Below are 24,756 nucleotides of genomic sequence, written 5' to 3'. Positions count from 1 at the left end.
GCCGAAGCTTGGACAGAGCGAACGAAGGACACGAACTGAACGCTGCAACTGACGCACGAGACGTGCGAAGCGATCTGAAGCTGGCGGTGAACGCCGCCGATGCGAAGGGCGCCACGGGGCCCGTGGCGCTCGAGGTGACGGAGCAGTTCGGCCTCGCCGACGTGTTCCTGATCGTCAGCGGCTCCGTGGAGCGCAACGTGCAGGCGATCTCGGACGGCATCGAGGACGCCCTGAACGGGGCGGGCGTGCGCACGGTGCGCCGCGAGGGCCGTGAGAGCGGGCGCTGGATCCTGCTCGACTTCGGCGACCTCATCGTCCACGTTTTCCATCAGGAGGAGCGCGACTTCTACCAACTCGAGCGGCTCTGGCAGGACTGCCCGACGATCGACCTGGCCGAGTTCTCGGCGCCCGTCGAGCAGGAGCCGGCGGGCGACTGAGCGTGACGCGCCCGAGATTCCACGATTTGGTCTTCGGGTAGCCGGGTGATGTACAGTAGAAGAGTTGTCGGGCGAGAATTCGTCCGACTTCCCTGGGTCTATGGCGCAGCTGGTAGCGCACCTGCATGGCATGCAGGGGGTCAGGGGTTCGAGTCCCCTTAGATCCACCACATCGAGAACAGCCCCGCTTCGGCGGGGCTGTTCTCGTCTTCCGGGACTGCGCGCGGTGCACGGCCGGTCACGCGCGCCGCGCGCGGCCGGTCACGCGTGCGTCGAGGCGTGACGCCGGCGGCGGAACGCGCGCACCAGCAGGCCCTGTCTCGGGCTGCCGAGGTAGGCGAGCGCGAAGGCGATCCCCTGCACCAGAATCACCAGACCCCCTGACGATGCGTCGAGCCAGAAACTCACCATGATGCCCACCACGGAGCAGCTCGCGGAGAGCACCGGGGCGATGACGAGCATCCGACCGAACCGGTCGGTGAGCAGGTACGCGGTCGCTCCCGGGATGATGAGCATCGCGACGACGAGGATCACGCCGACCACCTGCAGCGCGACCACGGAGGTCAGCGCGAGCAGCCCGAGCAGGAGCGCGCCGAGCCGGCGCGGGCTGAGACCGATCGCGTGCGCGTGCGTCGGATCGAAGGCGTACAGGGTCAGATCGCGGCGCTTCACGATCAGCACGACGAACGCCACGGCGGCCAGCACGCCGATCTGCAGGAGGTCGCCATCGGAGACCCCGAGGATGTTGCCGAACACGATGTGCGTGAGATCGGTCTGGCTCGGGATCACGGAGATCAGCACGAGCCCGAGCGCGAACAGCGTGGTGAACACGATGCCGATCGCCGCATCCTCCTTCACGCGGCTGGTATCGCGGATCGCACCGATGAGCGCCACCGCGAGGAAGCCGAATACGAGCGCGCCGAGGGCGAAGGGGGCGCCGACGAGGTAGGCGAGCACGACACCCGGCAGCACGGCGTGCGAGACGGCGTCGCCCATGAGCGACCATCCGGTGAGCACGAGCCAGCACGAGAGCAGCGCGCACACGACCGCGGCGATCGTCGTGGTGACCAGCGCGCGCACCATGAACCCGTACTGCAGGGGTTCGAGGAGGAAGTCGAGGGGCGTCATGCGGTCTCTCCTGTCTGCTCCGTCGGGTGCGTGCGTTCAGCGGTCTCGCTGCACTCGGCGTTGTTCGCCGTCCGGGGCGCCGAACGCTCCAGTCCGAACGCCTGAGCGAGGCGCTCCGGAGTCAGCGCCTCCCGCACCGAACCTCGGAAGAGCACCCGGCGCAGCAGCAGCGCGGCCTCGTCGGCGAGATCGGGAAGCGCGTGCAGGTCGTGCGTCGAGACGAGCACCGTGCGTCCGCCGCTCGCGAGTTCGCGGAGCAGGCGCACGATCGTCGCCTCACTGCGCTGATCGACGCCCGCGAACGGCTCGTCGAGCAGCAGCGTCTCCGCATCCTGCGCGATGGATCGCGCGACGAAGGCGCGCTTCTTCTGCCCGCCCGACAGCGCACCGATCTGGCGGTCGCCGAGGTCCGCGAGCTCGACGCGCTCGAGGGCGTGCTCCACCGCGCGGCGGTCCGCGGAGCCCGCGCGCCGCGTGATGCCCAGACGGCCGTACCGGCCCATCATCACCACGTCCCGCACGGAGACCGGGAACGCCCAGTCGACGTCTTCGCTCTGCGGAACGTACGCCACCCGCCCGCTCGCGCGCGCGGCCGCGGGAGTCAGCCCGCCGATGCGGACCGCGCCGCGCTCGGGTCTGACCGCCCCCATGATCGACTTGAAGAGCGTCGACTTGCCCGAGCCGTTCATGCCGATCAACCCGGTCACGCGGCCCGCGTCCACCTGCAGCGTCGCGTCGTCGAGTGCCAGCACGTCGCCGTACCGCACCGTGACGTTCTGCACGTCGATGGCCGCGGTCACGATCGACCCTCGGACGCGTCGCTCAGGGCCTCCACGATCACATCGGTGTCGTGGGCGAGCAGGTCGAGGTACGTCGGCACCGGACCGTCGGGCTCTGAGAGCGAATCGACGTACAGGGTGCCCCCGAAGGCGGCCCCCGACGCCTCGGCGACCTGTCGCATCGGACGATCGGAGACGGTCGACTCGCAGAACACCGCGGGCACGTCGTGCTCACGCACGAACTCGATGGTGTCGGCGATCTGCCGCGGCGTCGCCTGCTGCTCGGCGTTCACCGGCCAGATGTAGCGCTCGGTGAGACCCGCGTCCCGGGCGAGGTACGAGAACGCCCCCTCGCAGGTCACCAGGGCGCGATGCGACTCGGGGAGCGCGGCGACGGCGTTCGCGAGACGATCCTGCACCTGCTGGAGCTCCGCCTGATACGCGTCGCCCCGGTCGGCGAACTCGTCCGCGTGCTCGGGGGCCAGATCGCTGAAGGCGTCCACCATGCGGTCGATGTAGAGCTGCGCGTTGCGGGGACTCATCCACGCGTGCGGGTTCGGCTTGCCGGCGTACGCGTCGCCGGCGATGTCGATGGGATCGATGCCGTCGGAGACGACGACATGGGGAACGTCGGCCTGGTCGACGAAGCGCGCGAACCACGCCTCGAGCCCGAGACCGTTGTCGAGGATCAGGTCGGCCTCCGACGCCTTGGCGATGTCGAGCGGAGTGGGCTCGTACCCGTGGATCTCGGCCCCGACCTTCGTGATGGAGCGCACGTCGAGGCGATCGCCGCCGACCTCTCGGGCCATGTCGGCGAGCACGGTGAACGTGGTGAGTACGACCGGGCGATCGTCGTCGGCGGCCCCCGCGCCAGCCGCGCCGTCGTCCCCCGACGGTGCCGCGCAGCCCGTGAGGACCACCGCCGCGCCGGCCAGCGCCACCGCGCTTCGGAGCCCCCGCCGCTTCCACCGCTGCGTCTGCTCGCTCTCCCGCTTCCTCCGCACCTCCACAGCCCGAACCTGCACGCTCCACCGCTTTCCAGTCTCAACGAACCTGAAAGTTCGACATACCGAACTTTCCTGCGATGGTAGCGGAACGGCGTCGATATGGCGAGTGCGCACCGCGTACACTGATCCGGTGACCTCACGCGACGGCCTGATCGAGCTCGGCCTGGTCGTGCTCGGGGGAGCGGTCGGGTCGCTCGGCCGCGCCGCGATCTCCGCGGCCCTCGCAGCGACGACCGACGGGCGCGGCCTGCCGTTCGCGGCCCTCCTGGTGAACGTGACCGGGGCGTTCGCGCTCGGGCTGCTCGTCGAGGTCATCGCCCACCGGAGCGATCCGGCACGACGTCGCATCCGCCTGCTCCTCGGCACCGGGCTGCTCGGCGGTTTCACCACGTACAGTCTGCTGGCCGGCGAACTCGCCGAGTCGCTGCTCGCCGGTCGATACGCTCTCGCGGCCGTCTACGCGGCAGCGACGCTCCTCGGGGGTGCGCTGGCGAGCTGGCTCGGTCTCCTCGCCGGGCGGGGCATTGCGCAGGCCGGCGCACGGGATGCGCGGGGAGCAGGGCCGCAGGGAGCAGGGCCGCGCCGATGAACGACGCGGGACTGGCGCTCGCCATCGCTGCGGCCGGGGGCGTCGGAGCCGGAGCCCGGCACCTCCTCGACCAGGCGGTCAGCGCCCGCACGCGCGCGCGCTTCCCGTGGGGCATCCTCGTCGTGAACCTGACCGGGGCGTTCGCGATCGGGGTGCTCATGGGCTTCGCCGCCGATCAGCCGCTCGTCGTCGTCGCAACGACCGGTTTCCTCGGCGGGTACACGACATTCAGCACGGCGAGCCTCGATACGGTGCAGCTCCTCGGGCGGCGACGCTACCGCGCGGCGCTCGCCAATGGGGCCGGGATGCTCGTGGCGGCCGTTGTGCTCGCGGTGTGCGGGATGCTGCTCGGCCGATCCCTCGTTTGAGCCGCGCCCGTCACCGAGCATCGCCGGCACCGCGGCGCCCGTGCCGATGCGGCGTCGCGCCGCCGCCCCTCAGCGCACGCGCTGCGCCGAGAACCGGAGATCCGGGTGCGCGTATGCGTCCTGCGCCTCGACGAGCGCGAGCTCACGGGCGCCGGTCGCGAAGGTGCGCTCGAGCAGCGAGAACACACTGGCGGTCGTGCGCTCGAGCGCTTCGGCTCCGCTCCCCGTGCTCCGGTAGTGCGCAGTGAAGAGCGCCGCCGTCACGTCGCCCGACCCGTTCACCTTGAACGGGATGCGCGGCGTCTCGATCAGCCAGGCTCCCTCATCCGTCACCGCGAGCATCTCGATGGACTCCTCCGGGCGCTCGGGTCGTTCCACACTCGTGACGAGCACCGTGGAAGGGCCGCCCGCGCGCACGAGATCGACCGACGCGAGCGTCGACTCGAGCGTGTCCGGCGTCGTGCCGGTGAGGAACCCGAGCTCGAACTGGTTGGGCGTGATGAGGTCCGCCCGCGGGACGACGCGATCGCGGATCAGGTTCTGCACTTCGGGGGAGACGTGGCACCCGGATCGCGCATTGCCCAGCACCGGATCGCAGGCGTAGATCGCATCGGGGCTCGCCTGCTTCACGCGTGCGACCGCGTCGAGGATCGCGTCGCCGATGCTGTCGCCGCCCTGGTACCCCGACAGCACCGCGTCGACGTCGGCCAGGCCGCCCCGCTCCTCGATGCCCGCAACGATCTCGCGCACATCATCGCCCGACATCATCGGGCCGCGCCACGAGCCGTACCCGGTGTGGTTCGAGAACATCACGGTGTAGATCGGCATCACCTCGACGCCGATGCGCTGCAGCGGGAAAACAGCGGCGGAGTTTCCCACGTGACCGAACGAGACCGATGACTGGATCGAGAGGATGCGCATGGTGACGATCATGCCAGTGGTCCCCGCGATGGACCAGTTGCCGTTCCAACGCGAGGACCACGTGCAGTTGATGCGGTCAGAGCTCGGTGGTGCCCGAACGTCCGGGGCCCTCGCTGCCGGTGATCTTCGCCGCGGCGATCTTCACGGCCGCCGCCACCCTGCCTCCCGGGATGCCCCAGTACTGCGCCGACTCGCCTTTCACGCGGAGCAGGCCGAGGTTCGGATCCTCGAGTCCGCCGTCGAAGTAGGCCTCGACCTCGCCGTCCCACAGCTCGGCGGCCTTCGCGCGATCGGAGACGAACTCGGCGACGCCCGAGACCGAGAGCCAGCTTCCCGTCTCGGCGAACGCCAGGTTGACCTGCGGGTTCGCGCGAATCGCGTCGGCCTGGTCGCCCTGCAACCCGATGAAGAACCAGACGTCGCCGTCGTCCGTGACCTCCTGCGGGGTCATCGGGTGCGACACGATCTTCCCATCCGGAGTCGCCGTCGACAGCATCACGAAGCGCTCCTCGCGCATCACCTCGATCACGGTCTCCGGGGTCAGCTCGGTCGATTCGCTCATGTTCGTCCTCCAGTCGATCGTCTGCGCACACGGGTGCATGCTCATACGCAGTTTCGCGCGGCTCGGGGCGGCGCGAAAGACCGTTGACACGACGCGATGGCGCGTCGCTGCGCGGATCCGTTCAGATCGCGCGGTCGGGGGTGAGGATGCCGTTCGGATCGAGCGCATCCTTGATGGCGCGCTGCACGTCGAGCGCCACCGGGTCGAGTTGCCAGGCGAGCTCGTGCCGCTTCACAGACCCGATGCCGTGCTCCCCGGAGATGGTGCCGCCGAGCAAGAGCGCGAGGCGCGTGATGTCGTCGATCACGGCGTCGGCCTCACGAATCCCCTCGGGAGTGTCCGGGGATTCGACCGTGCTGTGCAGGTTGCCGTCGCCGGCGTGCGCGACGGTGGAGACGCGCTTGCCATGCTGGGCCGAGATCTGCGCGATTCCGCGGAAGACCTCGGCGAGCGCCGCGACGGGCACGCCGACGTCGCACGAGATCTTCAATCCGCGCGCATTGAGCGCCGGGTTCGAGAGACGGCGCGCTTCGAGGAGCGCGTCGGTCTCCGAGATCTCCGTGTCGTCGGAGCCGAGTTCGCGGCAGAGCGCCGTGATGGTCTCGGCCTGCACCTGCGCATCCCAGCCGACGGTCTGGCCGACGAGCATCGCGCCCGCCGGCGCCGTCAGGCCGCTCGGGTGGAACGATTCGATGATCTCGACGCTCAGCGAATCCATCAGTTCGAGCACTTCCGGCCGCACGGCGCTGTTGACGATCGCGGTGACCGCTCGCCCCGCATCTTCGAGCTCCGGGAAACTCGCTCGGAAGGTGCGCGGCGAGCCGGGCGGCACGGGCTTGAGCCGAACGGTGGCCTCGGTGATCACTCCGAGCGTGCCCTCCGATCCGACGAAGAGGCGCGTGAGGTCGTACCCCACCACGTTCTTCCGCGTGCGGGCCCCGGTGCGCATCACCCGACCGTCGGCGAGCACCACCTCGAGTGCCGACACGGCATCGCTGGTGACGCCGTGCGCGACGCAGCGCAGGCCGCCGGCGTTCGTCGCGATGTTGCCGCCGACCGTGCTCATCCGCGCGCTCGCCGGGTCCGGCGGGAAGAAGAGGCCGTGTCGCCGGGCCGCCGCATCGAGGTCGGCGGTGATCACGCCGGGCTGCACGGTTGCGAGCCGGTTGGCCACATCGATGTCGAGGATCGCGGTCATGCGGTCCACCGACACGACGAGGCCGCCCGAGTACGCCATGGCCCCTCCCGCGAGTCCGGTGCCGGCGCCGCGCACGCTCACCTGCACTCCGAAGCGGTCGGCCCAGGCGAGGGCGGCCGAGACGTCGGCCGTCGATTCGGCGAGCACGACCGCGAGCGGCGTCCCCTCGTCGACGGCCCGCGACGTGTCGCGCGCGTACGGCGCGATCAGGTCGGGGTCGCGGACGAGTCGCGGCCCGAGGGCGGACTCCAACGCGGAGAGATCGGGGTGCGGTGCGGTGCGGGTGTCGGTCACGTGCGCCTCCTTGCGTTCGGGAACCAGCGTAGCGGCGGCCGGCCGCACCGCGTGAGAGGATGAAGAGCATGACGGGATGGAGCGGGGCGGGGCGATACGCTCCGAGTCCGTCGGGAGACCTCCACATCGGCAATCTGCGCACGGCGCTGCTCGCCTGGTGCTTCGCCCGCGCGAGCGGCCGCCGGTTCGTCGTGCGCGTCGAGGATCTCGATCGCGCGCGCGACGCCGGCTCGGCGTCGCGGCAGCTGGAGGATCTCGCCCGGCTCGGCATCGACTGGGATGGCGCGCCCGTGCTGCAATCCGAACTCGGCGAGGCGCACGAGGCCGCGATCGCTGCGCTGCGAGATGCGGGACTCGTCTACGAATGCACCTGCACGCGCGCCGACATTCTCGCGGCGCCGAGCGCCCCGCATGCGCCGCCCGGGGCGTATCCCGGGACGTGCCGCGATCGGAGCGGAGCCGTGCGCGAGCGGGAGCGGGAGCGCATCGCGCCACGCCGTCCCGCTCTGCGGCTGCGCGTGCCGGCGGGGACGGTCGCTCCGCGATTCTCCGACGCGCTGCTCGGGGAGGTGGCCGGCGACATCGACGACTTCGTGCTGCGCCGGGGCGACGGCACGGTCGCGTACAACCTCGCCGTCGTCGTCGACGATGCCTCGATGGGGGTGGACCAGATCGTGCGGGGCGACGATCTCGCGCCCTCGACTCCGAGGCACATCCTCCTGCAGCGGCTGCTGGGGCTGCCGTCGCCGCCGGAGATCGCGTACGCGCACGTGCCTCTGGTGCTCGGACCCACGGGATCCCGCCTGGCGAAGCGCGACGGCGCCGTGACGCTGGCCGACCTGCGCGCAGACGGCATCGACGCGGGCGCGGTGCTGGCCGTGCTCGCGCGATCGCTCGGGCTCGCCGCGCCCGGAGAGCGCGTCTCCGCGGCAGAGCTCGTCGGGCGGTTCGACCCCGCCGCCCTGCCGCGGTCGCCGTGGACCTGGCCGGGGGCGGAGCGGCTCGCCGCGCCGTGAGCGGTGCGCTACTTCTTGAGGGCTTTGACGATGCGCGCGAGCGCGCGACCGGCGACCCAGACGAACGGGGTGCCCACGGCGAGCAGCGCGATGATGTTGGGTTCGAACCGCGTGGTCCCCTCGCGGGTGACGTACGAACCGACCGGGATCGAGAATCCGCCGCCGCCTCCGCCGGAGCCCTCGCCCTGCGCGGCTCCCTCGCCGCCGCCTGCGCCCTCGCCGGCACCGAAGCCGTACGCGGTGTACGCCACCGGGATGAGGGTCGTTCCGTCGACCTCGACGGGATCGCCGTACGCGGAGTGCACGCCGACCTCGACCAGGGTATCTGCGATCTGCTTCGTGAGGTGAGTCATGCGCCCCACCCTACTCGTTCGGTCTAGTCTTCGGCAGCCCCGTGACGCGAGGCGCGCAGGGCCGCGGCGACCGGCCGCTTCGCCTCGATGTGGTCGCCCGACGACACGTGCTTGATCCGGCGGATGACCCAGGGCACGAAGTGCTCGCGGGCCCACACCACGTCTTCGCGGCGGGCCTCGCGCCAGCTCCGCTCCGGCAGGTCGGGCACCTCGAGCGGCTCGAGCTCGTGCGGCACGCCGAGGGCGGCGAGCGCAGCGCGAGCGATCGTGTGGTGGCCCAGCGCATTCAGGTGCAGGCGATCCCCGGCCCAGTAGCGGCTGTCGTGCAGCTCGTCGAGCGCCCACTGGTCGACCACGATGCAGTCGTGGCGCTGCGCGACCTTGCGCACGTTCTCGTTGTAGATGGCCACCTTGCCGCGAATGGAGCGGAAGACCGGCTGGAACGCCGTGTCGACGCCGGTGAACAGCATGATGGTGGCGCCGCCCGCGCTCAGCCGCTCGACGATGCGCTCGAGCTTCGCAGCGACCTCATCGGGGTCGGTGCCGGGGCGGATCACATCATTGCCGCCCGCGCAGACGCTGATCAGGTCGGGTCGCAGGTCGAGCGCGGCCTCCACCTGCGTGTCGGCGATCTGCTGGATGAGCTTTCCGCGCACGGCGAGGTTCGCGTAGGCGAAGTCCTCGTCGAATTCGCTGAGCACCTCGGCGAGGCGATCAGCCCAGCCGCGCAACCCGCCGGGGCTGTCGGGATCCGGATCTCCGACGCCCTCGGTGAAGGAATCGCCGAGGGCGACGAAACGCGACCACGGAAGTTCGACCCGCTCCTGCTGAGCGCTGCCATCCTGTGCCATTGCCTACCTCTGAGTGTGTCGGGGTGCAGGGGAGCCGGGTGCGGGCCTCGACGAAGACGCAGCGCTCGGCGTACAGCGATAGTCTAGAACGTCGTGACAGATTCGGACCCGGGCCTCCACCTTCCTGGGACGAGTGCGGCCGAGCACCTGCCGCCCGCCTATCCCGAGCGGGCCGCGCACGGCACGGCGGGCACGCTGCGCGCCTGGCAGGAGGAGGCCATCAGACGCTACCTCGACACCGCTCCGCGCGACTTCCTCGCATCGGCGACGCCCGGCGCCGGCAAGACGACGTTCGCGCTCCGGCTCGCCGCGATCCTGCGCTCCAACCACACCGTGCGGCAGATCATCGTCGTCGCGCCCACCGAGCACCTGAAGACGCAGTGGGCCGACGCGGCGGCCCGTGCGGGCATCCGTCTGAACCCGCACTACTCGAACAGCGACGGGCTCGCGTACGGACGGCACTTCCACGGCGTCGCGGTGACGTACGCGCAGGTCGCGATGAAGCCGGTGCAGCACCGGCTGCTGACCGAGCACGAGGACACGCTCGTGATCATGGACGAGGTGCACCACGGCGGCGACGCGCTCAGCTGGGGCGACGCGATCCGAGAGGCGTACGGCAATGCGCGGCGACGGCTGTCGCTCACCGGAACCCCGTTCCGCTCCGACGACGCGCCGATCCCCTTCGTGCAGTACGCGCCGCAGGGCGACGGCTCGCGCCTGTCGCTCACCGACTACGACTACGGCTACGGGCGGGCCCTCGCCGACGGCATCGTGCGGCCGGTGATCTTCATGGTCTACGCGGGCAAGATGCGCTGGCAGACGTCGGCCGGCGAGGAGATGGAGGCGGCGCTCGGCGAGGGCAACACGAAGGACGTGACGTCGCAGGCGTGGCGCACCGCTCTCGACCCCGCGGGGGACTGGATCGGCAAGGTGCTGCGCGCCGCGGATCGCCGCCTGACCGAAGTGCGCCAGCAGGTGCACGACGCGGGCGGCCTCGTCATCGCGACGGACCATGCCTCGGCCCGGTCGTACGCCGCGCAACTGCAGGAGATCACGGGCGAGGAGGTCTCGCTCATCCTCTCGGACGACGCCGGCGCGTCGGAGAAGATCGACGAGTTCTCGCGCGGTGAGCAGCGGTGGATGGTCGCGGTGCGCATGGTGTCCGAGGGCGTCGACGTGCCGCGGCTCTCAGTCGGCGTGTATGCGACGAGCTCGTCGACGCCGCTCTTCTTCGCGCAGGCGATCGGCCGCTTCGTGCGGTCGCGGCGTCGGGGCGAGGTGGCGTCGGTGTTCATCCCGAACGTCCCCGCGCTCATGCAGCTGGCCTCCGAGCTCGAGAAGGAGCGCAACCACGTGCTCGAGGGGCCGAAGAGCGCCGAGGAGATGTGGGATGCCGAGGCGGCGCTCATGGCCGAGGCCGAGCGCGGGGATCAGGCCTCGTCCGAACTCGTCGAGGGGGAGACGTTCTCGTATCAGGCGCTCGCCTCGGACGCGCACTTCGACCGCGCCGTGTTCGACGGGGCGGAGTTCGGCGGGTACGCCGAGGTCGAGACGGAGGAGGAGCTCGACTTCCTCGGGTTCCCCGGGCTGCTCGAGCCGCAGGAGGTGCGGGCGCTGCTGCAGCAGCGGCAGGCCAAGCAGGCCCGCCGCAGCGCGGGGCGGCAGGGGATCCTGGAGCACGCTCCCGAGAGGTCGGAGCCGCCGGAGGCCCTGCACCGCACCCTCGGCGAGCAGCGCAAGCTGCTCAGCTCCCTCGTCGGCATGTACGCGAAGGTGTCGGGCGAAGCCCACAAGGACATCCATACCGAGCTCCGGCGTGTCTGCGGCGGGCCCGCCGTGGCGCAGGCCTCGGTGACGCAGCTGCAGAAGCGGATCGAGCTGCTGCGGCGGCGGCTGCGCCCGTGATCGACGGCGCCGGGGCCGGAGAGGGCGGGCGCCGGGGCCGGAGAAGGCGGGCGCGGGAGCCCGGCGCGACGGCGCGACGCGCGCGAGATCCCGGACCGATTCGAACGGGGATCGAAATCCGTGCTAAGTTATCTTCTGTTCGGCCGATGAAGGTGCGGATCGTTCGCGCGGGTGGCGGAATGGCAGACGCGCTAGCTTGAGGTGCTAGTGCCCGTATTAGGGCGTGGGGGTTCAAGTCCCCCTCCGCGCACGTGAACGAAAGAGGCTCTCCGTGATGGAGGGCCTCTTTTGCGTTGCGGCCCCGCGCCTTCGTCTGCACGCGGAACCTGCTGCGAGGCGACCCGTTGCCGGAGTGTGTGCCGAGCGGTGCGCTCCGGCTACGCTGGGATCATGAGTCCCGAGACCTCCGAGCAGACACTGTCGGAAACGGCCCGCGTCGCCCGCGACCTGATCCGATTCGACACCTCCAACCGCGGGGGCGGGGACGCCGAACCCGAGCGGCCGGCGGCGGAGTACGTCGCGGCGTATCTCCGCGACCTCGGCCTCGAACCGGAGATCATCGAGACCGATCCGGGTCGCGCGAGCGTGGTCGCGCGCGTGCGCGGCGCCGATCCGGCCCTACCGGCGCTCGTGCTCCACGGACACCTCGACGTCGTGCCCGCCGATCCCGCGAACTGGACGGTGGACCCGTTCGCAGGCGTCGTCAAGGACGGGATGCTGTGGGGGCGCGGCGCCGTCGACATGAAGGACATGGACGCCATGATCCTCACCGCGATCGCCGAGCTGCTGCGCGGGGGAGAGCGGCCCCGCCGCGACGTCGTGCTGGCCTTCTTCGCCGACGAGGAGAACGGCGGGGTGTACGGCGCTCAGCACCTCGTGCGGCACCGCCCGGAGCTCTTCGCCGGAGCGGAGACCGCCATCAGCGAGGTCGGGGGCTATTCGATCGACATCGACGGGACGCGCGCGTACCTCGTGCAGACGGGCGAGAAGTCGCTCGAGTGGATTCGGTTGCGCGCCCGGGGGACCGCCGCCCACGGCTCGCGGGTCTGGCACGACAACGCCGTGACGCGGCTTGCGGAGGCGATCGCCGCGCTCGGGCGGCACGAGTGGCCGGTGACGCTCACCGACACGACCCGTGACCTCGTCGACGCGATCGCGGGCATCCTGGGCGAGGATCCTCACGAGGTCACCCCGGAGGATCTCGTGCTGCGCCTGGGCAAGGGCGGCGGCTTCATCCAGGCGAGCCTGCGCAGCACCAGCAACCCGACGGTGCTGCAGGCGGGGTACAAGCACAACGTCATCCCCGACACGGCGGAGGCGCTCGTGGATGTGCGCGCCCTGCCCGCAGACCAGGCGACGATCCTCGACCAGATCCGCGCCATCGTGGGCGACGACATCGAGCTCGAGCAGGTGCACTCCGACATCGGCCTCGAGGTGCCGTTCTCCGGCGAACTGGTCGACGCGATGACGGCTTGCCTGCAGCGGGCCGACCCGGGCGCGCGCGTACTGCCCTACCTGCTCTCGGGCGGAACCGACAACAAGTCGCTGGCCCGCCTCGGCATCACCGGCTACGGCTTCGCCCCGCTGCGGCTGCCCGCGGATCTCGACTTCCCCGGCATGTTCCACGGCGTCGACGAGCGCGTTCCGCTCGATGCGCTCGAGTTCGGGCACGCCGTGCTGGTGGACCTGCTCCGCACCTACTGACGCCGGCTCAGCGCCTGCTGATGACGGCCCGGCCGCCGCGCGGGAGGGCGCCCCTCACGAGATCTCCGCGCGCCGTGGGCTAGTCTGGACGGCGGTCCAAACGCGGCGCGGGCGAGTCGAGCGTCGCGCAGCCAGGAAAGGAATCATGGGAATCTTCGAGGCGATCCTCCTGGGAATCATTCAGGGACTCACCGAGTTCCTGCCCATCTCGTCGAGCGCGCACCTGCGCATCGCGAGCGAGCTGCTCGGCATCGGCGACGCCGGCGCGGCGTTCACCGCGATCACGCAGATCGGCACGGAAGCGGCCGTGATCGTGTTCTTCTGGCGCGACATCGTGCGCATCATCGGTCGCTGGGCGCAGTCGCTCGGAGGGAGGCGCGTGCCGCGCACCGACCCCGACGCGCTCATGGGGTGGTGGATCATCATCGGCACGCTGCCGATCGTCGTGCTCGGCCTCCTCTTCCAGGATCAGATCGAGACCACGCTCCGCTCGCTCTGGTTCGTCGCCATCAGCCTCATCGTGTTCGGTCTGCTGCTCGGCGTCGCGGACCGCGTGGGATCGAAGGTGCGGCCGATCGAGCAGCTCACCTGGAAGCACGGCCTCGTCTACGGCTTCGCACAGGCGCTCGCCCTCATCCCCGGCGTCTCGCGCTCGGGCGGCACCATCACCGCGGGCCTGCTCATGGGCTACACCCGCGAGGCCGCCGCGCGCTACTCGTTCCTCCTGGCGATCCCGGCGGTGCTCGGGTCGGGCTTCTACCAGGTGTTCAAGGCGCTGCGCGCTCCTGCGCAGGAGACGCCCATGGGCCTCACGATCGTCGCTACGGTCGTGGCGTTCGTCATCGCGCTGCTCGTGATCGGGCTCTTCATGAAGTACATCTCGAAGCGCAGCTTCATGCCGTTCGTCGTGTACCGCGTCGTCATCGGCGCCGTCATCATCGTCCTGCTCGCCACCGGCGTGCTCTCCGCCGACGGCGGCGCATCGGTCGCCGAGGGCGCCGCGAGCAATGCCCACGCCCTCGTCGCGGGAGGCGCACGATGAGAACCTGGACCCCGCCCGAAGTGCCCGACCTCCCCGGAACGGGCGTCGCGCCCAAGCTCTACAACACCGCGACGGAGCGGCTCGAGCATCCCGCCATCCCGGAGGGCCGCGCGCACCTGTACGTCTGCGGCATCACCCCGTACGACGCCACGCACCTGGGCCACGCATTCACCTACCTCGCCTTCGACATCATGCAGCGCGCGTGGCGCGATGCGGGCATCGAGACGGTGTACGGCCAGAACATCACCGACATCGACGACCCGCTGCTCGAACGGGCGAACGACACCGGGGTCGACTGGCGCGCCCTCGCCGATGAGCAGATCGGGCTCTTCCGCTCCGACATGCATCGCATGGGCATGCTGCCGCCCGAGCACTACATCGCGGTGACCGAGCAGATCGACGAGATCGCCGACGCGGTGGGCGAGCTGCTCGAGCGCGGCTTCGCGTACCCGGTTCCCACCGCGGAGGCCGCGGGCGACGACATCTACTTCGACACGCGCGCCGCGGAGCGGGATTCCCAGTGGCGACTGGGCGATGTCGCACCATACGATCACGATCTGATGCTGCGGCTGAGCGCGGAGCGCGGGGGAGACCCCGAGCGGCCCGGCAAGCGGGGGCCGCTCGACCCGCTGCTCTGGCGCGCGGCCCGCGCCGACGAGCCGAGCTGGGAGACCTCTGTCGGCGCCGGTCGGCCCGGCTGGCACATCGAGTGCTCCGTCATCGCGCGGGGCGCGCTGGGCGGCGCGTTCACGGTGCAGGGCGGCGGCTCGGATCTCGTCTTCCCGCACCACGAGTTCACCGCGGCGCACGCGACGGCGCTGTCGGGCACGCCGCTCGCGCACGCCTACTGCCACGCCGGCCTCGTCTCGTACCAGGGGCACAAGATGTCGAAGTCGCGGGGCAACCTCGTCTTCGTGTCGAAGCTGCTCGACGGCGGCGCAGACCCCTCGGCGATCCGTCTGGGGCTGCTCGCGCACCACTACCGCTCGGAGTGGGAGTGGCACGACAGCGATCTGGACGTCGCGAACCGACGGCTGGAGGCCTGGCGTTCGGGGCTGCAGCGCACGACCGCCGATCCCGTGCCCGCGGCCGCGGTCGTGAGGCAGCTGCGATCGGCGATCGCGAACGACCTCGACACGCCCGTGATGCTCGCGACGCTCGACGCAGCGCTGGATCAGGGCGTCGATTCGCCCGACCTGATCGCCGACGCCGCGCTCGCGCTGCTCGGGGTGCAGCTGCGCTGACAGCCGCGCTACGGGCGCGGCGCGTCGGGAGCGTCGTCGTCGCCGGCCGGCGCCTCCCGCGGATTCGATCCGCCGGGATCTGATCCGCTCGGGCCGGTGCCCGTCTCCGCATCGGCGGGCTCCGCGTCGGCGGGTTCCGCGTCGACGGCGGGCTCCGGCGCGGGCGAGGGCCCCGGTGCGGCCGGGCGCTCAGCGGCGGGCCGCGGGGCCTCGACGTCGCGGGCGAACCGCGGCCCGCCCTTCAAGAACTTCTCGAACTCGAGCGCGATCGCGTCGCCCGTCGTCTCGGCCGCGAGCTCCTCGTCCCGCGATTCCTCGAGGCGCCGGATGTAGCGCGACATGTCCTCGTCGGCGTCGGCGATCCGATTGATGTTCGCCTCCCACTCGTTCGCCTGCGCGAGCAGCTCGCCGCGGGGGATCACGATGTCGAGCAGCTCTTCGAGCTTGTCGAGCAGCGCGAGCGACGCCTTGGGGGACGGCGTGCTGTGCACGTAGTGGGGTACCTGCGCCCAGAGCGAGAGCGTCTCGATGCCGGCCTCCGCGAGTGCGAGGTCGATCACGGTCGAGATGCCCGCCGGGCCCTCGTAGCTGCTGCGCACCGCCCCGACCGCGTCGCGGCGCGCCGCGTACTCCGAGGTGACGGTCGTGACGATCGGACGCGTGTGCGGGGCGTCGGAGAACATGGAGCCCAGGATGATGACGAAGTCGATCGCCCAGACGTCGACCAGCTCCACGACCTCATCGGCGAAGTTCTGCCAGTCGCGAGCGGGCTCGACGCCGGCCAGGAGGAAGAGATCGCGCACGGGGCTGCCGTCGATCCGCCGCACCGTCTCGCTCTCGGAGGCGAGCGGCGCCTCGAGCGCCTCAGCCGACGCGCCCGGGCGCTGCACCGGGCCGAACAGCCGTGTGTCCGGCCATTCGAGCACACGCTTGCCCGTCGCGTCGAAGAGCACCTTCGGGCGATGCACCTGGAAGTCGACGTACCCCTCGGCGCCGATCTCGTGGAGCACCTCGGCGTCGATCAGCCCCGCGAGATGCTGCAGCACCTCCGTGGTGGCGTCGCCGGCATCGCTCCATCCCTGGAACGCGACGATGAGTACACGGGAATTCGGCGCGGAGGGTTCGGACATACGCTCCAGGGTATCGGCTGTCGAACAGTACACTGGTTCGGATGAACGCATTCCTCTCTGAGCGGACAGCCGACGCTCGCCCCGCTGCCGTGCTCTGGGACATGGACGGCACCCTGATCGATTCGGAGCCGCTCTGGCTCGAGTCCGAGCTCGCCATGCTCGGCCGCTACGGCATCGAACTGACCCCGGAGGTCCGCAACTCGCTGATCGGGTCGGGTCTGCGCGCCGCCGCGCAGCGGTTCCGGGAGCTCGGCGTGCCGATGGAGGTCGACGAGATCATCGAGGAGTGGAAGTCGGGCGTCATCGCCGGGCTCGCCGCTTCGACGCCGCTCTGGAGGCCGGGCGCCGTCGAGCTGCTGCACTCGCTGCGCGACGCCGGCATCCCGTGCGCCCTCGTGACCATGGCGGTGCGCGAGATCGCGGACGCCGTGGTGGCGCTGCTCCCCGAGGGGCTCTTCGCCCGCGTGGTCGGCGGGGACGAGGTGGCGCACGAGAAGCCGCATCCCGACCCGTATCTCAGGGGAGCGCAGCTGCTCGGCGTCGACATCGCGGAGTGCGTCGCGCTCGAGGACTCGGTCACCGGGCTGCGATCGGCTCACGCCTCCGGCGCGATCGCCTTCGGCATCCCGAACCTGCTCGACCTGGCGGAGGCGCCGGCGCACGAGATCTGGCCGTCGCTCGACGGGGTGGACGCCGCGGCGCTGAGCGAGCGGTACGCCGCCCTGCGCGGCGAGGCGGCGCAGCCGGTCGCCGGCGCGGACGCCGACGGCGCGGCGGTCGCGGCGGGCGAGGCGCCCGCGGTGCGGGGACCGTTCCAGTACGGCGACCGCGTGCAGCTCACCGGGCCGAAGGGGCGGCTCAACACGATCACCCTCGTGCGCGAGGGTGAGTTCCACAGCCACCGCGGTGTGATCCCGCACGCGGAGATCGTCGGACGACCGGACGCCTCGGTCGTGGTCAACAGCAGCGGCGAGGAGTACCTCGCGCTCCGGCCCCTGCTCTCCGACTTCGTCATGTCGATGCCGCGGGGCGCCGCGATCGTGTACCCCAAGGACGCCGCGCAGATCCTCTCGCTCGCCGACATCTTCCCGGGCGCTCGCGTCGTGGAGGCGGGCGTCGGATCCGGAGCCCTGTCGCTGCACCTGCTCAGGGGCGTCGGCTCCGACGGAGCGCTCTTCTCCTTCGAACGCCGCGACGAGTTCGCGGAGATCGCCACCGCGAACGTGGTCGCCTTCTCGGGGAGCGTGCCCGAGAACTGGACCCTCTCCGTCGGCGATCTGCAGGAGACCCTGCCGACGGTGTGCGCGCCGGGCAGCATCGACCGGGTGGTGCTCGACATGCTCGCACCCTGGGAGTGCGTCGACGTGGCCGCCGAGGCGCTCGCCCCGGGCGGAGTGCTCATCTGCTACGTCGCCACTGTGACGCAGCTCTCCCGCACCGTGGAGCAGATCCGACGGAGCGGTGGATTCGCCCACGCCCAGGCCTCGGAGACGCTGGTGCGCGGCTGGCACGTGGAGGGGCTCGCGGTGCGCCCCGATCATCGCATGGTCGCGCACACGGGCTTCCTCGTGACCGCCAGGCGCCTTGCGCCGGGCACCGTGCTCCCCGAGCTGAAGCGCCGGGCGTCGAAGAGCGACTTCAGCGAGGCGGACCTGGGCAGCTGGCTGCCCGACCTCGGGCCGGAGGGCGCAGCCCCGGCGAGCGCCGAGGTGTGGACGCCCGAGGCGGTGGGCGAGCGGAGCAAGAGCGACAAGGTGCTGCGGAAGAAGGTGCGCGAGACGCAGCAGTTCGCCCGTGAGCGCGGCGGTGAGCTCCCGGCGGGCGAGGCGGAGGAGCGCCCGGAGCGCGCGGACCCCGCACGGCCGGACGGCGCCGCGTAGCGCGACCGGCTCGCGGAAGGTCAGCGGGCGACGCCATCCGCGTGGGCCGTGCGCGCCCGCTCAGCCCCGGTTCGATAGGATGGCCGGGTTCACATCGGCTTCCTCGAGAGGTGCTCATGCTCCGTCGCATCATTCCCGCTACCGCCGCCGCTGCGCTGCTCCTCGCCGGAGCGACGGGATGCAGCGCGCAGCAGGCGCAGGCCTCCGACTGCACGGCGACGCTGCAGCCGGGCGCGCTGAGCGACAGCACGACCGTGCTGGGGAGCTTCGGCGAGGCGCCGCAGATCTCGGCGCCCGAGAACGTCGAGATCACCTCCACGCAGCGCACCGTGGTCGAATCCGGCGACCGCGACGGCTACGCGGCGGGGGAGCAGTCGCTCGTCGGCGTCAACATGGCCTTCTTCGACGCCGCTACGGGCGAGACCCTGTTCCAGAGCGAGGGCTTCACCGACTCGTCGCGTCCGCCGCAGCCGCTGCTCGTCGCGGAGGAGACCGCGAACCCGCTGAGCGAGGCTGTGCGCTGCTCCGTGCCGGGCGACCGCGTGGTGCTCGCGCTCGCACCGCAGGAGAGTGCGCAGCTCGCCGGTCAGCTCGGCGCTCCCGACGCCGGCGCGCTCATCGGCGTCGTCGACGTGATCTCGACCGCTCCCACCTCGGCGGAGGGCCCCGCTCGCGGCTTGCCGAACGGGTTCCCGGCGGTGGTCACGGACGACGAGGGGCGCGTCGGAGTCGTGCTGCCGCCGACCGATGCGCCTGAGGGCACGACCTCGGCGGTGCGCATCGAGGGCGATGGCGACGACGTCACGGCCACCGACAACGTGATCGCCCAGGTGCTCGCCGTCGGCTGGGACGGGATGGAGCAGGAGAACACCTGGAACACGGGTCTCAAGCTGCTCTACACCGAGGCCGACATCGCGCAGTCCGGCGTGACGTACCGAGCCGAGCTGACCGGCAAGCCGGTCGGCTCCCAGGTGGTCATCGTCGAGAACGAGGGCAGCGCCGACGCCCGCGTCGTGGTCGTCGACATCCTCGGGGTCAGCTGAGGCCGGCCGTGCCGAGCAGCTCGGCCTCCTCCGACGCGCCCGCGAAGGCGCCGCGATCCTCCGTGCCGAGCGAGCAGCGGCTGTTCAGCCTGGTGCTCGCCCTCGTCGTCAGTCCGCTCGGCGCGACGAAGCGGGAGCTGCTCTCGTCCGTGTACGGCTACGCCGACCGGTATCGGCATGGACGCATCAGCCCCGCCCTCGAGAAGCAGTTCGAGCGCGACAAGGACCAGCTGCGGTCTCTCGGGATCCAGATCGAGGCGTTCGACGATCCTCAGGATGCGGGCAACAACCAGCTCACGCGGTACCGCATCTCGAAGGAGCGTCTCCAGTTCCCCTCCGACCTGCGGTTCTCCGAGCGGGAGCTCATGCTGCTGCGGCTGGCCGCCCTCGCCTGGAGCGAGGGGAGCCTGAGCGCGGAGTCGCGGCGCGCCACCATGAAGCTCGAAGCGCTCGGGGCGGGGCTCGATGTGCAGCAGATCGGAATCGCGCCGCGGCTCGGCACTGCTGAGGCGGCGGCGGCGCCCCTGCAGCGCGCCATCGATGCGGGGCGCACGGTGCGCTTCGCATACCGTCTGCCCGACCGCTCCGAGCCGCTGCTGCGCACGGTGGCGCCGCTGCGTCTGCATCGCGCCGACGGCCGCTGGCATCTGATCTCGTGGGATCTGGAGCGCGATGCCGCACGCACCTTCCTCCTCGCCCGCATCGAGGGGCGCGTGCAGCAGCTCGCCGAGGAGGTCGCCCCGGAGCTGCGTCTGCGCATCGACGATGCGGTCGCCGATCTCGAGCGGCTCCGCAGCGACCGGCGCGCGGTCCTGTGCGTGCGCCGGGGGAGCATCGCGGAGGCGCGGCTCCTGTCGCGCGCGAGCGACGAGCCCGGAACCGCGCGCTGCGGTGCGGAGGACCACCGCGAGATCGAGGTGGGCGTGCTCGATCCGCACATCTTCGCGACCGAGCTCATCGGATACGGGGCCGACGTGTCGGTCTGCGAGCCGGAGCGGCTGCGCGACCTGGTCGTGGCCGGGCTGCGCCGCATCGCCGACGTGCACCGCACGCGCGGGGGCGCGGTCGCGCCGACGGTCGCCCCGGCCGCTGATGGGGCGGAGGGCGACGGCCCGGGAGGAGCCGCCCGTGCGTAAACAGGTCCTCGCCCCCGAACGCGTCACGTTCCTGCTCTCGCTCGTCGCCTACCTGCGCGATGCGGGGTCGGCCACCGTCGCCGAGCTCGCCGAGCGCTTCTCGGTTCCGCCCGAGCTGGTGCGCAGCCTGGTCCGATTCCTGGGCACTGCGGGGGTTCCCGGCGAGACGTTGAACTATCAGCATGAGGATCTCTTCGACATCGACTGGGATGCGCTGGAGCAGCAGGATGTGGTGAGTCTGACGCGGACGGTAGCGGTCGACGACGCACCCCGATTCGCCCCGATGGAGACGGCGGCGCTCATCGCGGGTCTGCAGGCGCTCACGGGGATGCTCGGACCGGAGGACGCCGAGCTCGCGCGGGCCACCGCGGCGAAGCTCGGGTCCGCGCTGGGCGCGGGCGCCGCGGCGCCCATGTCGGTGACGGAGGGGCCGGGCGATGCGCGCCTGCCGCAGCTCGTGGCGGCCATCGAGGCGGATCGCCCGGTCGCGTTCGTCTATCGCGATGCCTCGGGCTCGGACTCCCGACGCACCGTTCGTCCGCGCTCGCTCACCCAGGGATCGGGCACCTGGTATCTCCGCGCGTACTGCTTCGATCGCGCTGCGGACCGCACGTTCCGCGTCGATCAGATGCGCGACATCTCGGTGGGCCGGGCCTCCGCGGCGGGTTCCGAGCGCCTCGGCGACGCTCCCGCGTCGCGCCCGACCCGAGGCGCTGCCGCCGATGCGGGGCCTCCCGCCATGACGCACCTCATCGCCCGCGTATCCGAGACGGCCCTCGCGCAGCTCGCCGGCTTCGATCCCGAGGTGCTTGAGCAGGCGGACGACGGGCGGCTCCGCGTGCGAATCGAGGCGTGGCACCGGGGCACCGCGGTGCAGCTCGTTCAGGTGCTCCCGGGCGACGTCGAGATCGAGTCGCCGGAATCCGCACGAGCGGCCGTCCGCGAGTGGACGGATCGAGCGCTCTCGGCGTACGGCGCCTGAAGCGGACGTCGAGGCCGCTGGGATACACTGATCGAATGGCAGAGCGGGGTCGGAAGCGGCGCAATTCCGAAGGGCGCATGAGCCTCGGAGAGCACCTCGTCGAGTTCCGCAAGCGGCTCCTGATCTCGGCTGCGGCGATCGTGGTCGCCCTCGTGGCGGGCTGGTTCCTGTCGACCTGGGTGTGGGAGGTGCTCCGCAAGCCGATCAACGACCTCGAGATGCAGGGACGCGACGCGATCATCTCGTACGGCGACATCTCGAGCGGCTTCGACACGAAGGTGCAGATCGCGCTCTTCATTGCGGTGCTCATCGCCTCTCCGGTGTGGCTGTACCAGGTGTGGGCGTTCCTCGCACCGGGTCTGACGCGACGGGAGAAGCTCACCGGCATCGGCTTCATCGGCGCGGCCGTGCCGCTGTTCCTCGGCGGGGCGTACGCGGGCTGGCTCGTCCTCCCGAACATCGTGCGCCTCATGGCGAGTTTCCAGCCCGAGGAGGACGCGTTCTACCTGACGGCGCGCAACTACCTCGACTTCGCCATCAAGCTGCTCCTCGCCGTCGGAGTCGGCTTCGTGCTGCCCGTCCTGCTGGTGATGCTCAACTTCATCGGCGTGCTCCGCGGCGCGTCGATCATTCGGAGCTGGCGGGTCGCGATCCTCGTCATCGTGCTGTTCGCGGCGATCGCCACCCCGGCCGCCGACCTGATGAGCATGTTCCTGCTCGCCGCCCCCATCGTCGTGCTGTACTTCGCGGCGGCGGGCGTCGCGATTCTCCACGATCGCCGCGTCGACAAGCGGCGCGCGACCGAGCTCGCCGAGTACGATCTCGACGATACGGCCGGTCATGAATCCGGGACGGGCGATTCCGGGCCCGCGAGAGGACGTCGATGAGCACTGCAGCGCACTCGGATCAGCCCGGCGGCAGCGCGCTCGACGCGTTCTCCGCGCGCCTCGAGTACCCGCTCGACGGGTTCCAGCGCACCGCGTGCGAGCGCCTCGAGGAGGGCCGCAGCGTGCTCGTCGCCGCGCCCACGGGTTCGGGCAAGACGACGGTTGCCGAATTCGCGGTGTATCTCGCGCGCCGCGAGCGGGATGCTCGGATCTTCTACACGGCCCCGATCAAGGCTCTGTCGAATCAGAAGTTCCGCGAGCTCTGCGATGAGTACGGGGAGGATGAGGTCGGGCTGCTCACGGGGGACGTGAACCTGCGCTCCGACGCTCCGATCATCGTGATGACGACCGAGGTGCTCCGCAACATGATCTACGCGGGGTCGGATGCCCTCGACGATCTCGAGTTCGTGGTGCTCGACGAGGTGCACTACCTGGGCGACCGGTTCCGGGGTGCGGTGTGGGAGGAGATCATCCTGCATCTCCCGCCCGCCGTGCGTCTCGTGTCGCTCTCGGCGACGGTGTCGAACGCCGAGGAGTTCGGCGATTGGATGCACGCGGTGCGCGGCGACACCGACGTGATCCTCTCGGAGCACCGGCCCGTTCCGCTCTATCAGCACGTGCTCACCTCGCGCGCGCTGCTGCCGCTCTACGTCGATCGAGCCGGCGAGCTCGCGACGGGCGGGCGGGTGAACCCGGAGCTGTACGCGCTCGACCGGCGCGGCGGGTGGCGGGATCGCGACGGCGACCGCGGCCAGGATCGCGGTCGCGGCCGGGGCGAGCGCTCCCGGGGCCGGCCGCCGGTGCGGCGCACCCGACGCATCTCGCGCGCGGACATCGCGCGGGCGCTCGACGAGACGGATCTGGTGCCGGCGATCGTCTTCATCTTCAGCCGCAACGGCTGCGACCAGGCGGTGCGTCAGTGCCTCATGGAGGGCATCACGCTCACGAGCCGCGAGGAGCGCGACGAGATTCGTCGGATCGCCCGGGCCGAGGTTGCCGGGATGAGCGAGGAGGAGCGTCGCGTGCTCGGCGTGCGCGAGTGGCTCGCCGGGCTCGAACGGGGCGTCGCGGCGCACCATGCGGGTCTCCTCCCCGCGTTCAAGGCGGTCGTCGAGCGCCTGTTCCAGCGTCGCCTCGTGAAGCTCGTCTTCGCGACGGAGACGTTGGCGCTCGGCATCAACATGCCCGCGCGAGCCGTCGTTATCGAGCGGCTGGACAAGTTCAACGGCGAGCAGCGCGTGCCCCTCACCTCGGGTGAGTTCACGCAGCTCACCGGTCGGGCGGGCCGGCGGGGCATCGACGACGAGGGCCACGCGGTCGTCGTGTGGGGCGACGACGTCGACCTGGAGGCGCTCGCGCATCTCGCCGGCGCGCGCTCCTTCCCCGTGCGCTCAAGCTTCCGCCCCACCGCGAATATGACGGTCAACCTGCTGCAGCGCATGGACCGCGCCCATGTGCGCGAGATGCTCGAGCTCTCGTTCGCGCAGTTCCAGGCGGATCGAGCAGTCGTGGATCAGGCGCGGGAACTGCGCGCGGAGCAGGAGTCGCTGGCGGGGTACGACGCGGCGGCGCGTCGGGCGCAGGGCTCGGATCGCAAGCGCTGGGAGGATCGCGCGCGCAAACTGCGCCGCCGCGTCGAGCGCGGTCGGCGCCAGATCGCGTCGCGCACGGGCACGATCGCGCGCACCTTCGACCGCGTCGTGGAGCAGCTGCTCGAGCTCGGCTATCTGGAATCCGACGGTGCCCAGGATCCGAGGGTGACCTCGTGGGGCAACCTGCTCCGCCGCATCTACGGCGACCGCGACCTGCTCGTAGCCGAGTGCATCCGCGAGGACGCCTGGCGGGGGCTCGACGCCGCGGGACTCGCCGTGATGTGCTGCGTGCTGAGCTACGAGCCGCGACGCGACGACGAGGGCGACCCGCGTCTGCCCGGGGGAGCGGCGTTCGCCTCCGCGCACGACCGCGTGCTCGACATCTGGGTGCGCCTCGACGATCTCGCCGAGCGGTCGCGCCTGCCCCGCGGCGAGATGCCGCACGCCGGCCTCGCGATGACGATGTACGCGTGGGCGACCGGCCGGCCGATCGAGCAGGTGCTCGAGATGGCGGGCATCGGCGCGGGCGACTTCGTGCGCTGGGCGAAGCAGACGATCGACCTGCTCGACCAGGTGGCGCAGGCGTGCGAGACCTCGGCGCTCGACGGCGTCGAGCCCGACCGCCTGGGCGAGCTCGCCCGTCTCGCCCGCGAGGCGAAGCGCGGGGTGAAGCGGGGCATCGTCGAGGCCTCGAGCACCTCGTGAGCG

At 71.2% G+C, this 24,756-nt stretch carries 23 protein-coding genes, 2 tRNA genes and 1 pseudogene; 17 read left to right on the top strand and 9 right to left on the bottom strand.

Annotated elements, in window-relative coordinates; all coding sequences use genetic code 11:
- The first annotated feature begins 62 nt into the window (after positions 1-62).
- Together rsfS and NS354_RS04040 are read left to right on the top strand one after the other, a co-directional pair.
- Positions 63-437, top strand: a complete 375-nt coding sequence (gene rsfS, locus NS354_RS04045; protein ID WP_193750696.1) for a ribosome silencing factor — start codon at positions 63-65, stop codon at positions 435-437.
- A 94-nt stretch (positions 438-531) separates the two neighbouring features.
- Positions 532-607, top strand: a tRNA-Ala gene (locus NS354_RS04040).
- Positions 608-698: 91 nt separating this feature from the next.
- Here the strand turns inward: NS354_RS04040 and NS354_RS04035 are convergent.
- From NS354_RS04035 to NS354_RS04025, 3 genes are read right to left on the bottom strand one after another with little or no spacing between them, the layout of a single operon-like run.
- The gene (locus tag NS354_RS04035; protein ID WP_058593315.1) at positions 699-1,565 is read right to left on the bottom strand and encodes a metal ABC transporter permease; all 867 of its coding nucleotides are present in this window, start codon (positions 1,563-1,565) and stop codon (positions 699-701) included.
- Positions 1,562-2,368 (bottom strand): metal ABC transporter ATP-binding protein, encoded by an 807-nt coding sequence (locus NS354_RS04030; protein ID WP_241490338.1) that lies wholly within the window; start codon positions 2,366-2,368, stop codon positions 1,562-1,564. The genes NS354_RS04035 and NS354_RS04030 overlap by 4 nt, the downstream gene beginning before the upstream one ends.
- On the bottom strand, positions 2,362-3,369 hold the full coding sequence (locus tag NS354_RS04025) for a metal ABC transporter substrate-binding protein (protein ID WP_082677880.1): 1,008 nt from the start codon (positions 3,367-3,369) through the stop codon (positions 2,362-2,364). Before NS354_RS04025 ends, NS354_RS04030 begins: the two co-directional genes overlap by 7 nt.
- 112 nt (positions 3,370-3,481) lie before the next feature.
- Here NS354_RS04025 and NS354_RS04020 point away from each other — a divergent pair, with 112 nt between their 5' ends.
- Positions 3,482-3,940 (top strand): CrcB family protein, encoded by a 459-nt coding sequence (locus NS354_RS04020; RefSeq protein ID WP_082677889.1) that lies wholly within the window; start codon positions 3,482-3,484, stop codon positions 3,938-3,940.
- Positions 3,937-4,308, top strand: a complete 372-nt coding sequence (locus NS354_RS04015) for a fluoride efflux transporter FluC (protein ID WP_058593313.1) — start codon at positions 3,937-3,939, stop codon at positions 4,306-4,308. The genes NS354_RS04020 and NS354_RS04015 overlap by 4 nt, the downstream gene beginning before the upstream one ends.
- A 69-nt stretch (positions 4,309-4,377) precedes the next feature.
- On the opposite strand, the gene pdxY is transcribed toward NS354_RS04015, so the two are convergent.
- From pdxY to NS354_RS04000, 3 genes are all read right to left on the bottom strand, one after another.
- Entirely contained in the window at positions 4,378-5,229 is an 852-nt protein-coding gene (gene pdxY, locus NS354_RS04010; protein ID WP_058593391.1) for a pyridoxal kinase PdxY, read from the bottom strand.
- Positions 5,230-5,305: 76 nt separating this feature from the next.
- Positions 5,306-5,791 carry a pyridoxamine 5'-phosphate oxidase family protein gene (locus NS354_RS04005; protein WP_058593390.1) on the bottom strand — a complete coding sequence of 162 codons (486 nt, stop codon included), beginning with the start codon at positions 5,789-5,791 and terminating at the stop codon, positions 5,306-5,308.
- Positions 5,792-5,912: 121 nt separating this feature from the next.
- Positions 5,913-7,283, bottom strand: coding sequence for an FAD-binding oxidoreductase (locus tag NS354_RS04000; protein WP_058593312.1), 1,371 nt, complete (start codon positions 7,281-7,283; stop codon positions 5,913-5,915).
- Between the two features lie 68 nt (positions 7,284-7,351).
- Here NS354_RS04000 and gluQRS point away from each other — a divergent pair, with 68 nt between their 5' ends.
- Positions 7,352-8,299, top strand: a complete 948-nt coding sequence (gene gluQRS / locus NS354_RS03995) for a tRNA glutamyl-Q(34) synthetase GluQRS (protein WP_058593311.1) — start codon at positions 7,352-7,354, stop codon at positions 8,297-8,299.
- 8 nt (positions 8,300-8,307) lie between these two features.
- Here the strand turns inward: gluQRS and NS354_RS03990 are convergent, their stop codons facing one another.
- Together NS354_RS03990 and NS354_RS03985 are read right to left on the bottom strand one after the other, a co-directional pair.
- Positions 8,308-8,652: a spore germination protein GerW family protein gene (locus NS354_RS03990; RefSeq protein WP_058593310.1), complete on the bottom strand. Its 345-nt coding sequence runs from the start codon at positions 8,650-8,652 to the stop codon at positions 8,308-8,310.
- 23 nt (positions 8,653-8,675) lie between these two features.
- Positions 8,676-9,503, bottom strand: a complete 828-nt coding sequence (locus tag NS354_RS03985; RefSeq protein WP_058593309.1) for an SGNH/GDSL hydrolase family protein — start codon at positions 9,501-9,503, stop codon at positions 8,676-8,678.
- 93 nt (positions 9,504-9,596) lie between these two features.
- Here NS354_RS03985 and NS354_RS03980 point away from each other — a divergent pair, with 93 nt between their 5' ends.
- The 5 genes from NS354_RS03980 (at position 9,597) to mshC (ending at position 15,398) form a co-directional block, all read left to right on the top strand.
- Positions 9,597-11,408, top strand: a complete 1,812-nt coding sequence (locus NS354_RS03980; RefSeq protein WP_058593308.1) for a DEAD/DEAH box helicase — start codon at positions 9,597-9,599, stop codon at positions 11,406-11,408.
- A 165-nt stretch (positions 11,409-11,573) separates the two neighbouring features.
- Positions 11,574-11,658, top strand: a tRNA-Leu gene (locus NS354_RS03975).
- Between the two features lie 140 nt (positions 11,659-11,798).
- Positions 11,799-13,112, top strand: coding sequence for a M20/M25/M40 family metallo-hydrolase (locus NS354_RS03970; protein WP_058593307.1), 1,314 nt, complete (start codon positions 11,799-11,801; stop codon positions 13,110-13,112).
- A gap of 145 nt (positions 13,113-13,257) precedes the next feature.
- Positions 13,258-14,154, top strand: coding sequence for an undecaprenyl-diphosphate phosphatase (locus tag NS354_RS03965; RefSeq protein ID WP_058593306.1), 897 nt, complete (start codon positions 13,258-13,260; stop codon positions 14,152-14,154).
- Positions 14,151-15,398 carry a cysteine--1-D-myo-inosityl 2-amino-2-deoxy-alpha-D-glucopyranoside ligase gene (gene mshC / locus NS354_RS03960; protein ID WP_058593305.1) on the top strand — a complete coding sequence of 416 codons (1,248 nt, stop codon included), beginning with the start codon at positions 14,151-14,153 and terminating at the stop codon, positions 15,396-15,398. The genes NS354_RS03965 and mshC overlap by 4 nt, the downstream gene beginning before the upstream one ends.
- A gap of 8 nt (positions 15,399-15,406) precedes the next feature.
- Here mshC and NS354_RS03955 read toward each other — a convergent pair whose 3' ends face one another.
- Entirely contained in the window at positions 15,407-16,528 is a 1,122-nt protein-coding gene (locus NS354_RS03955) for a PAC2 family protein (RefSeq protein WP_058593304.1), read from the bottom strand.
- A 41-nt stretch (positions 16,529-16,569) separates the two neighbouring features.
- On the opposite strand from NS354_RS03955, the pseudogene NS354_RS13785 reads away from it, so the two are divergent.
- The 7 genes and pseudogenes from NS354_RS13785 to NS354_RS03925 form a co-directional block, all read left to right on the top strand.
- Positions 16,570-17,139 (top strand): annotated as a pseudogene (locus NS354_RS13785) (HAD family hydrolase); the annotation flags it as partial.
- A 189-nt stretch (positions 17,140-17,328) separates the two neighbouring features.
- On the top strand, positions 17,329-18,408 hold the full coding sequence (locus NS354_RS13780) for a tRNA (adenine-N1)-methyltransferase (RefSeq protein WP_058593389.1): 1,080 nt from the start codon (positions 17,329-17,331) through the stop codon (positions 18,406-18,408).
- Between the two features lie 116 nt (positions 18,409-18,524).
- Complete coding sequence (locus tag NS354_RS03945; RefSeq protein WP_058593388.1) at positions 18,525-19,451, top strand: hypothetical protein; 927 nt, start codon at positions 18,525-18,527, stop codon at positions 19,449-19,451.
- Between the two features lie 8 nt (positions 19,452-19,459).
- On the top strand, positions 19,460-20,587 hold the full coding sequence (locus tag NS354_RS03940; protein ID WP_058593303.1) for a helix-turn-helix transcriptional regulator: 1,128 nt from the start codon (positions 19,460-19,462) through the stop codon (positions 20,585-20,587).
- Positions 20,580-21,569, top strand: a complete 990-nt coding sequence (locus tag NS354_RS03935; protein WP_058593302.1) for a helix-turn-helix transcriptional regulator — start codon at positions 20,580-20,582, stop codon at positions 21,567-21,569. Before NS354_RS03940 ends, NS354_RS03935 begins: the two co-directional genes overlap by 8 nt.
- Before the next feature lie 77 nt (positions 21,570-21,646).
- On the top strand, positions 21,647-22,456 hold the full coding sequence (gene tatC, locus NS354_RS03930; protein WP_241490329.1) for a twin-arginine translocase subunit TatC: 810 nt from the start codon (positions 21,647-21,649) through the stop codon (positions 22,454-22,456).
- Positions 22,453-24,753 (top strand): DEAD/DEAH box helicase, encoded by a 2,301-nt coding sequence (locus NS354_RS03925; protein WP_058593300.1) that lies wholly within the window; start codon positions 22,453-22,455, stop codon positions 24,751-24,753. The genes tatC and NS354_RS03925 overlap by 4 nt, the downstream gene beginning before the upstream one ends.
- The last annotated feature ends 3 nt before the right edge of the window (positions 24,754-24,756 follow it).

Origin of the sequence: Leucobacter chromiiresistens (assembly GCF_001477055.1) — a bacterium.
GTDB classification, from domain to species: domain Bacteria; phylum Actinomycetota; class Actinomycetes; order Actinomycetales; family Microbacteriaceae; genus Leucobacter; species Leucobacter chromiiresistens_A.
This window is presented reverse-complemented; position numbering and strand designations above follow the sequence as displayed.

Coding starts and splice junctions, on each gene's coding strand:
- NS354_RS04035 (WP_058593315.1), bottom strand. CDS start 1,565: ATGACGCCCCTCGACTTCCTCCTCGAACCCCTGCAGTACGGGTTCATG.
- NS354_RS04015 (WP_058593313.1), top strand. CDS start 3,937: ATGAACGACGCGGGACTGGCGCTCGCCATCGCTGCGGCCGGGGGCGTC.
- pdxY (WP_058593391.1), bottom strand. CDS start 5,229: ATGCGCATCCTCTCGATCCAGTCATCGGTCTCGTTCGGTCACGTGGGA.
- NS354_RS04005 (WP_058593390.1), bottom strand. CDS start 5,791: ATGAGCGAATCGACCGAGCTGACCCCGGAGACCGTGATCGAGGTGATG.
- gluQRS (WP_058593311.1), top strand. CDS start 7,352: ATGACGGGATGGAGCGGGGCGGGGCGATACGCTCCGAGTCCGTCGGGA.
- NS354_RS03990 (WP_058593310.1), bottom strand. CDS start 8,652: ATGACTCACCTCACGAAGCAGATCGCAGATACCCTGGTCGAGGTCGGC.
- NS354_RS03985 (WP_058593309.1), bottom strand. CDS start 9,503: ATGGCACAGGATGGCAGCGCTCAGCAGGAGCGGGTCGAACTTCCGTGG.
- NS354_RS03970 (WP_058593307.1), top strand. CDS start 11,799: ATGAGTCCCGAGACCTCCGAGCAGACACTGTCGGAAACGGCCCGCGTC.
- NS354_RS03965 (WP_058593306.1), top strand. CDS start 13,258: ATGGGAATCTTCGAGGCGATCCTCCTGGGAATCATTCAGGGACTCACC.
- mshC (WP_058593305.1), top strand. CDS start 14,151: ATGAGAACCTGGACCCCGCCCGAAGTGCCCGACCTCCCCGGAACGGGC.
- NS354_RS03955 (WP_058593304.1), bottom strand. CDS start 16,528: ATGTCCGAACCCTCCGCGCCGAATTCCCGTGTACTCATCGTCGCGTTC.
- NS354_RS03945 (WP_058593388.1), top strand. CDS start 18,525: ATGCTCCGTCGCATCATTCCCGCTACCGCCGCCGCTGCGCTGCTCCTC.
- tatC (WP_241490329.1), top strand. CDS start 21,647: ATGAGCCTCGGAGAGCACCTCGTCGAGTTCCGCAAGCGGCTCCTGATC.
- NS354_RS03925 (WP_058593300.1), top strand. CDS start 22,453: ATGAGCACTGCAGCGCACTCGGATCAGCCCGGCGGCAGCGCGCTCGAC.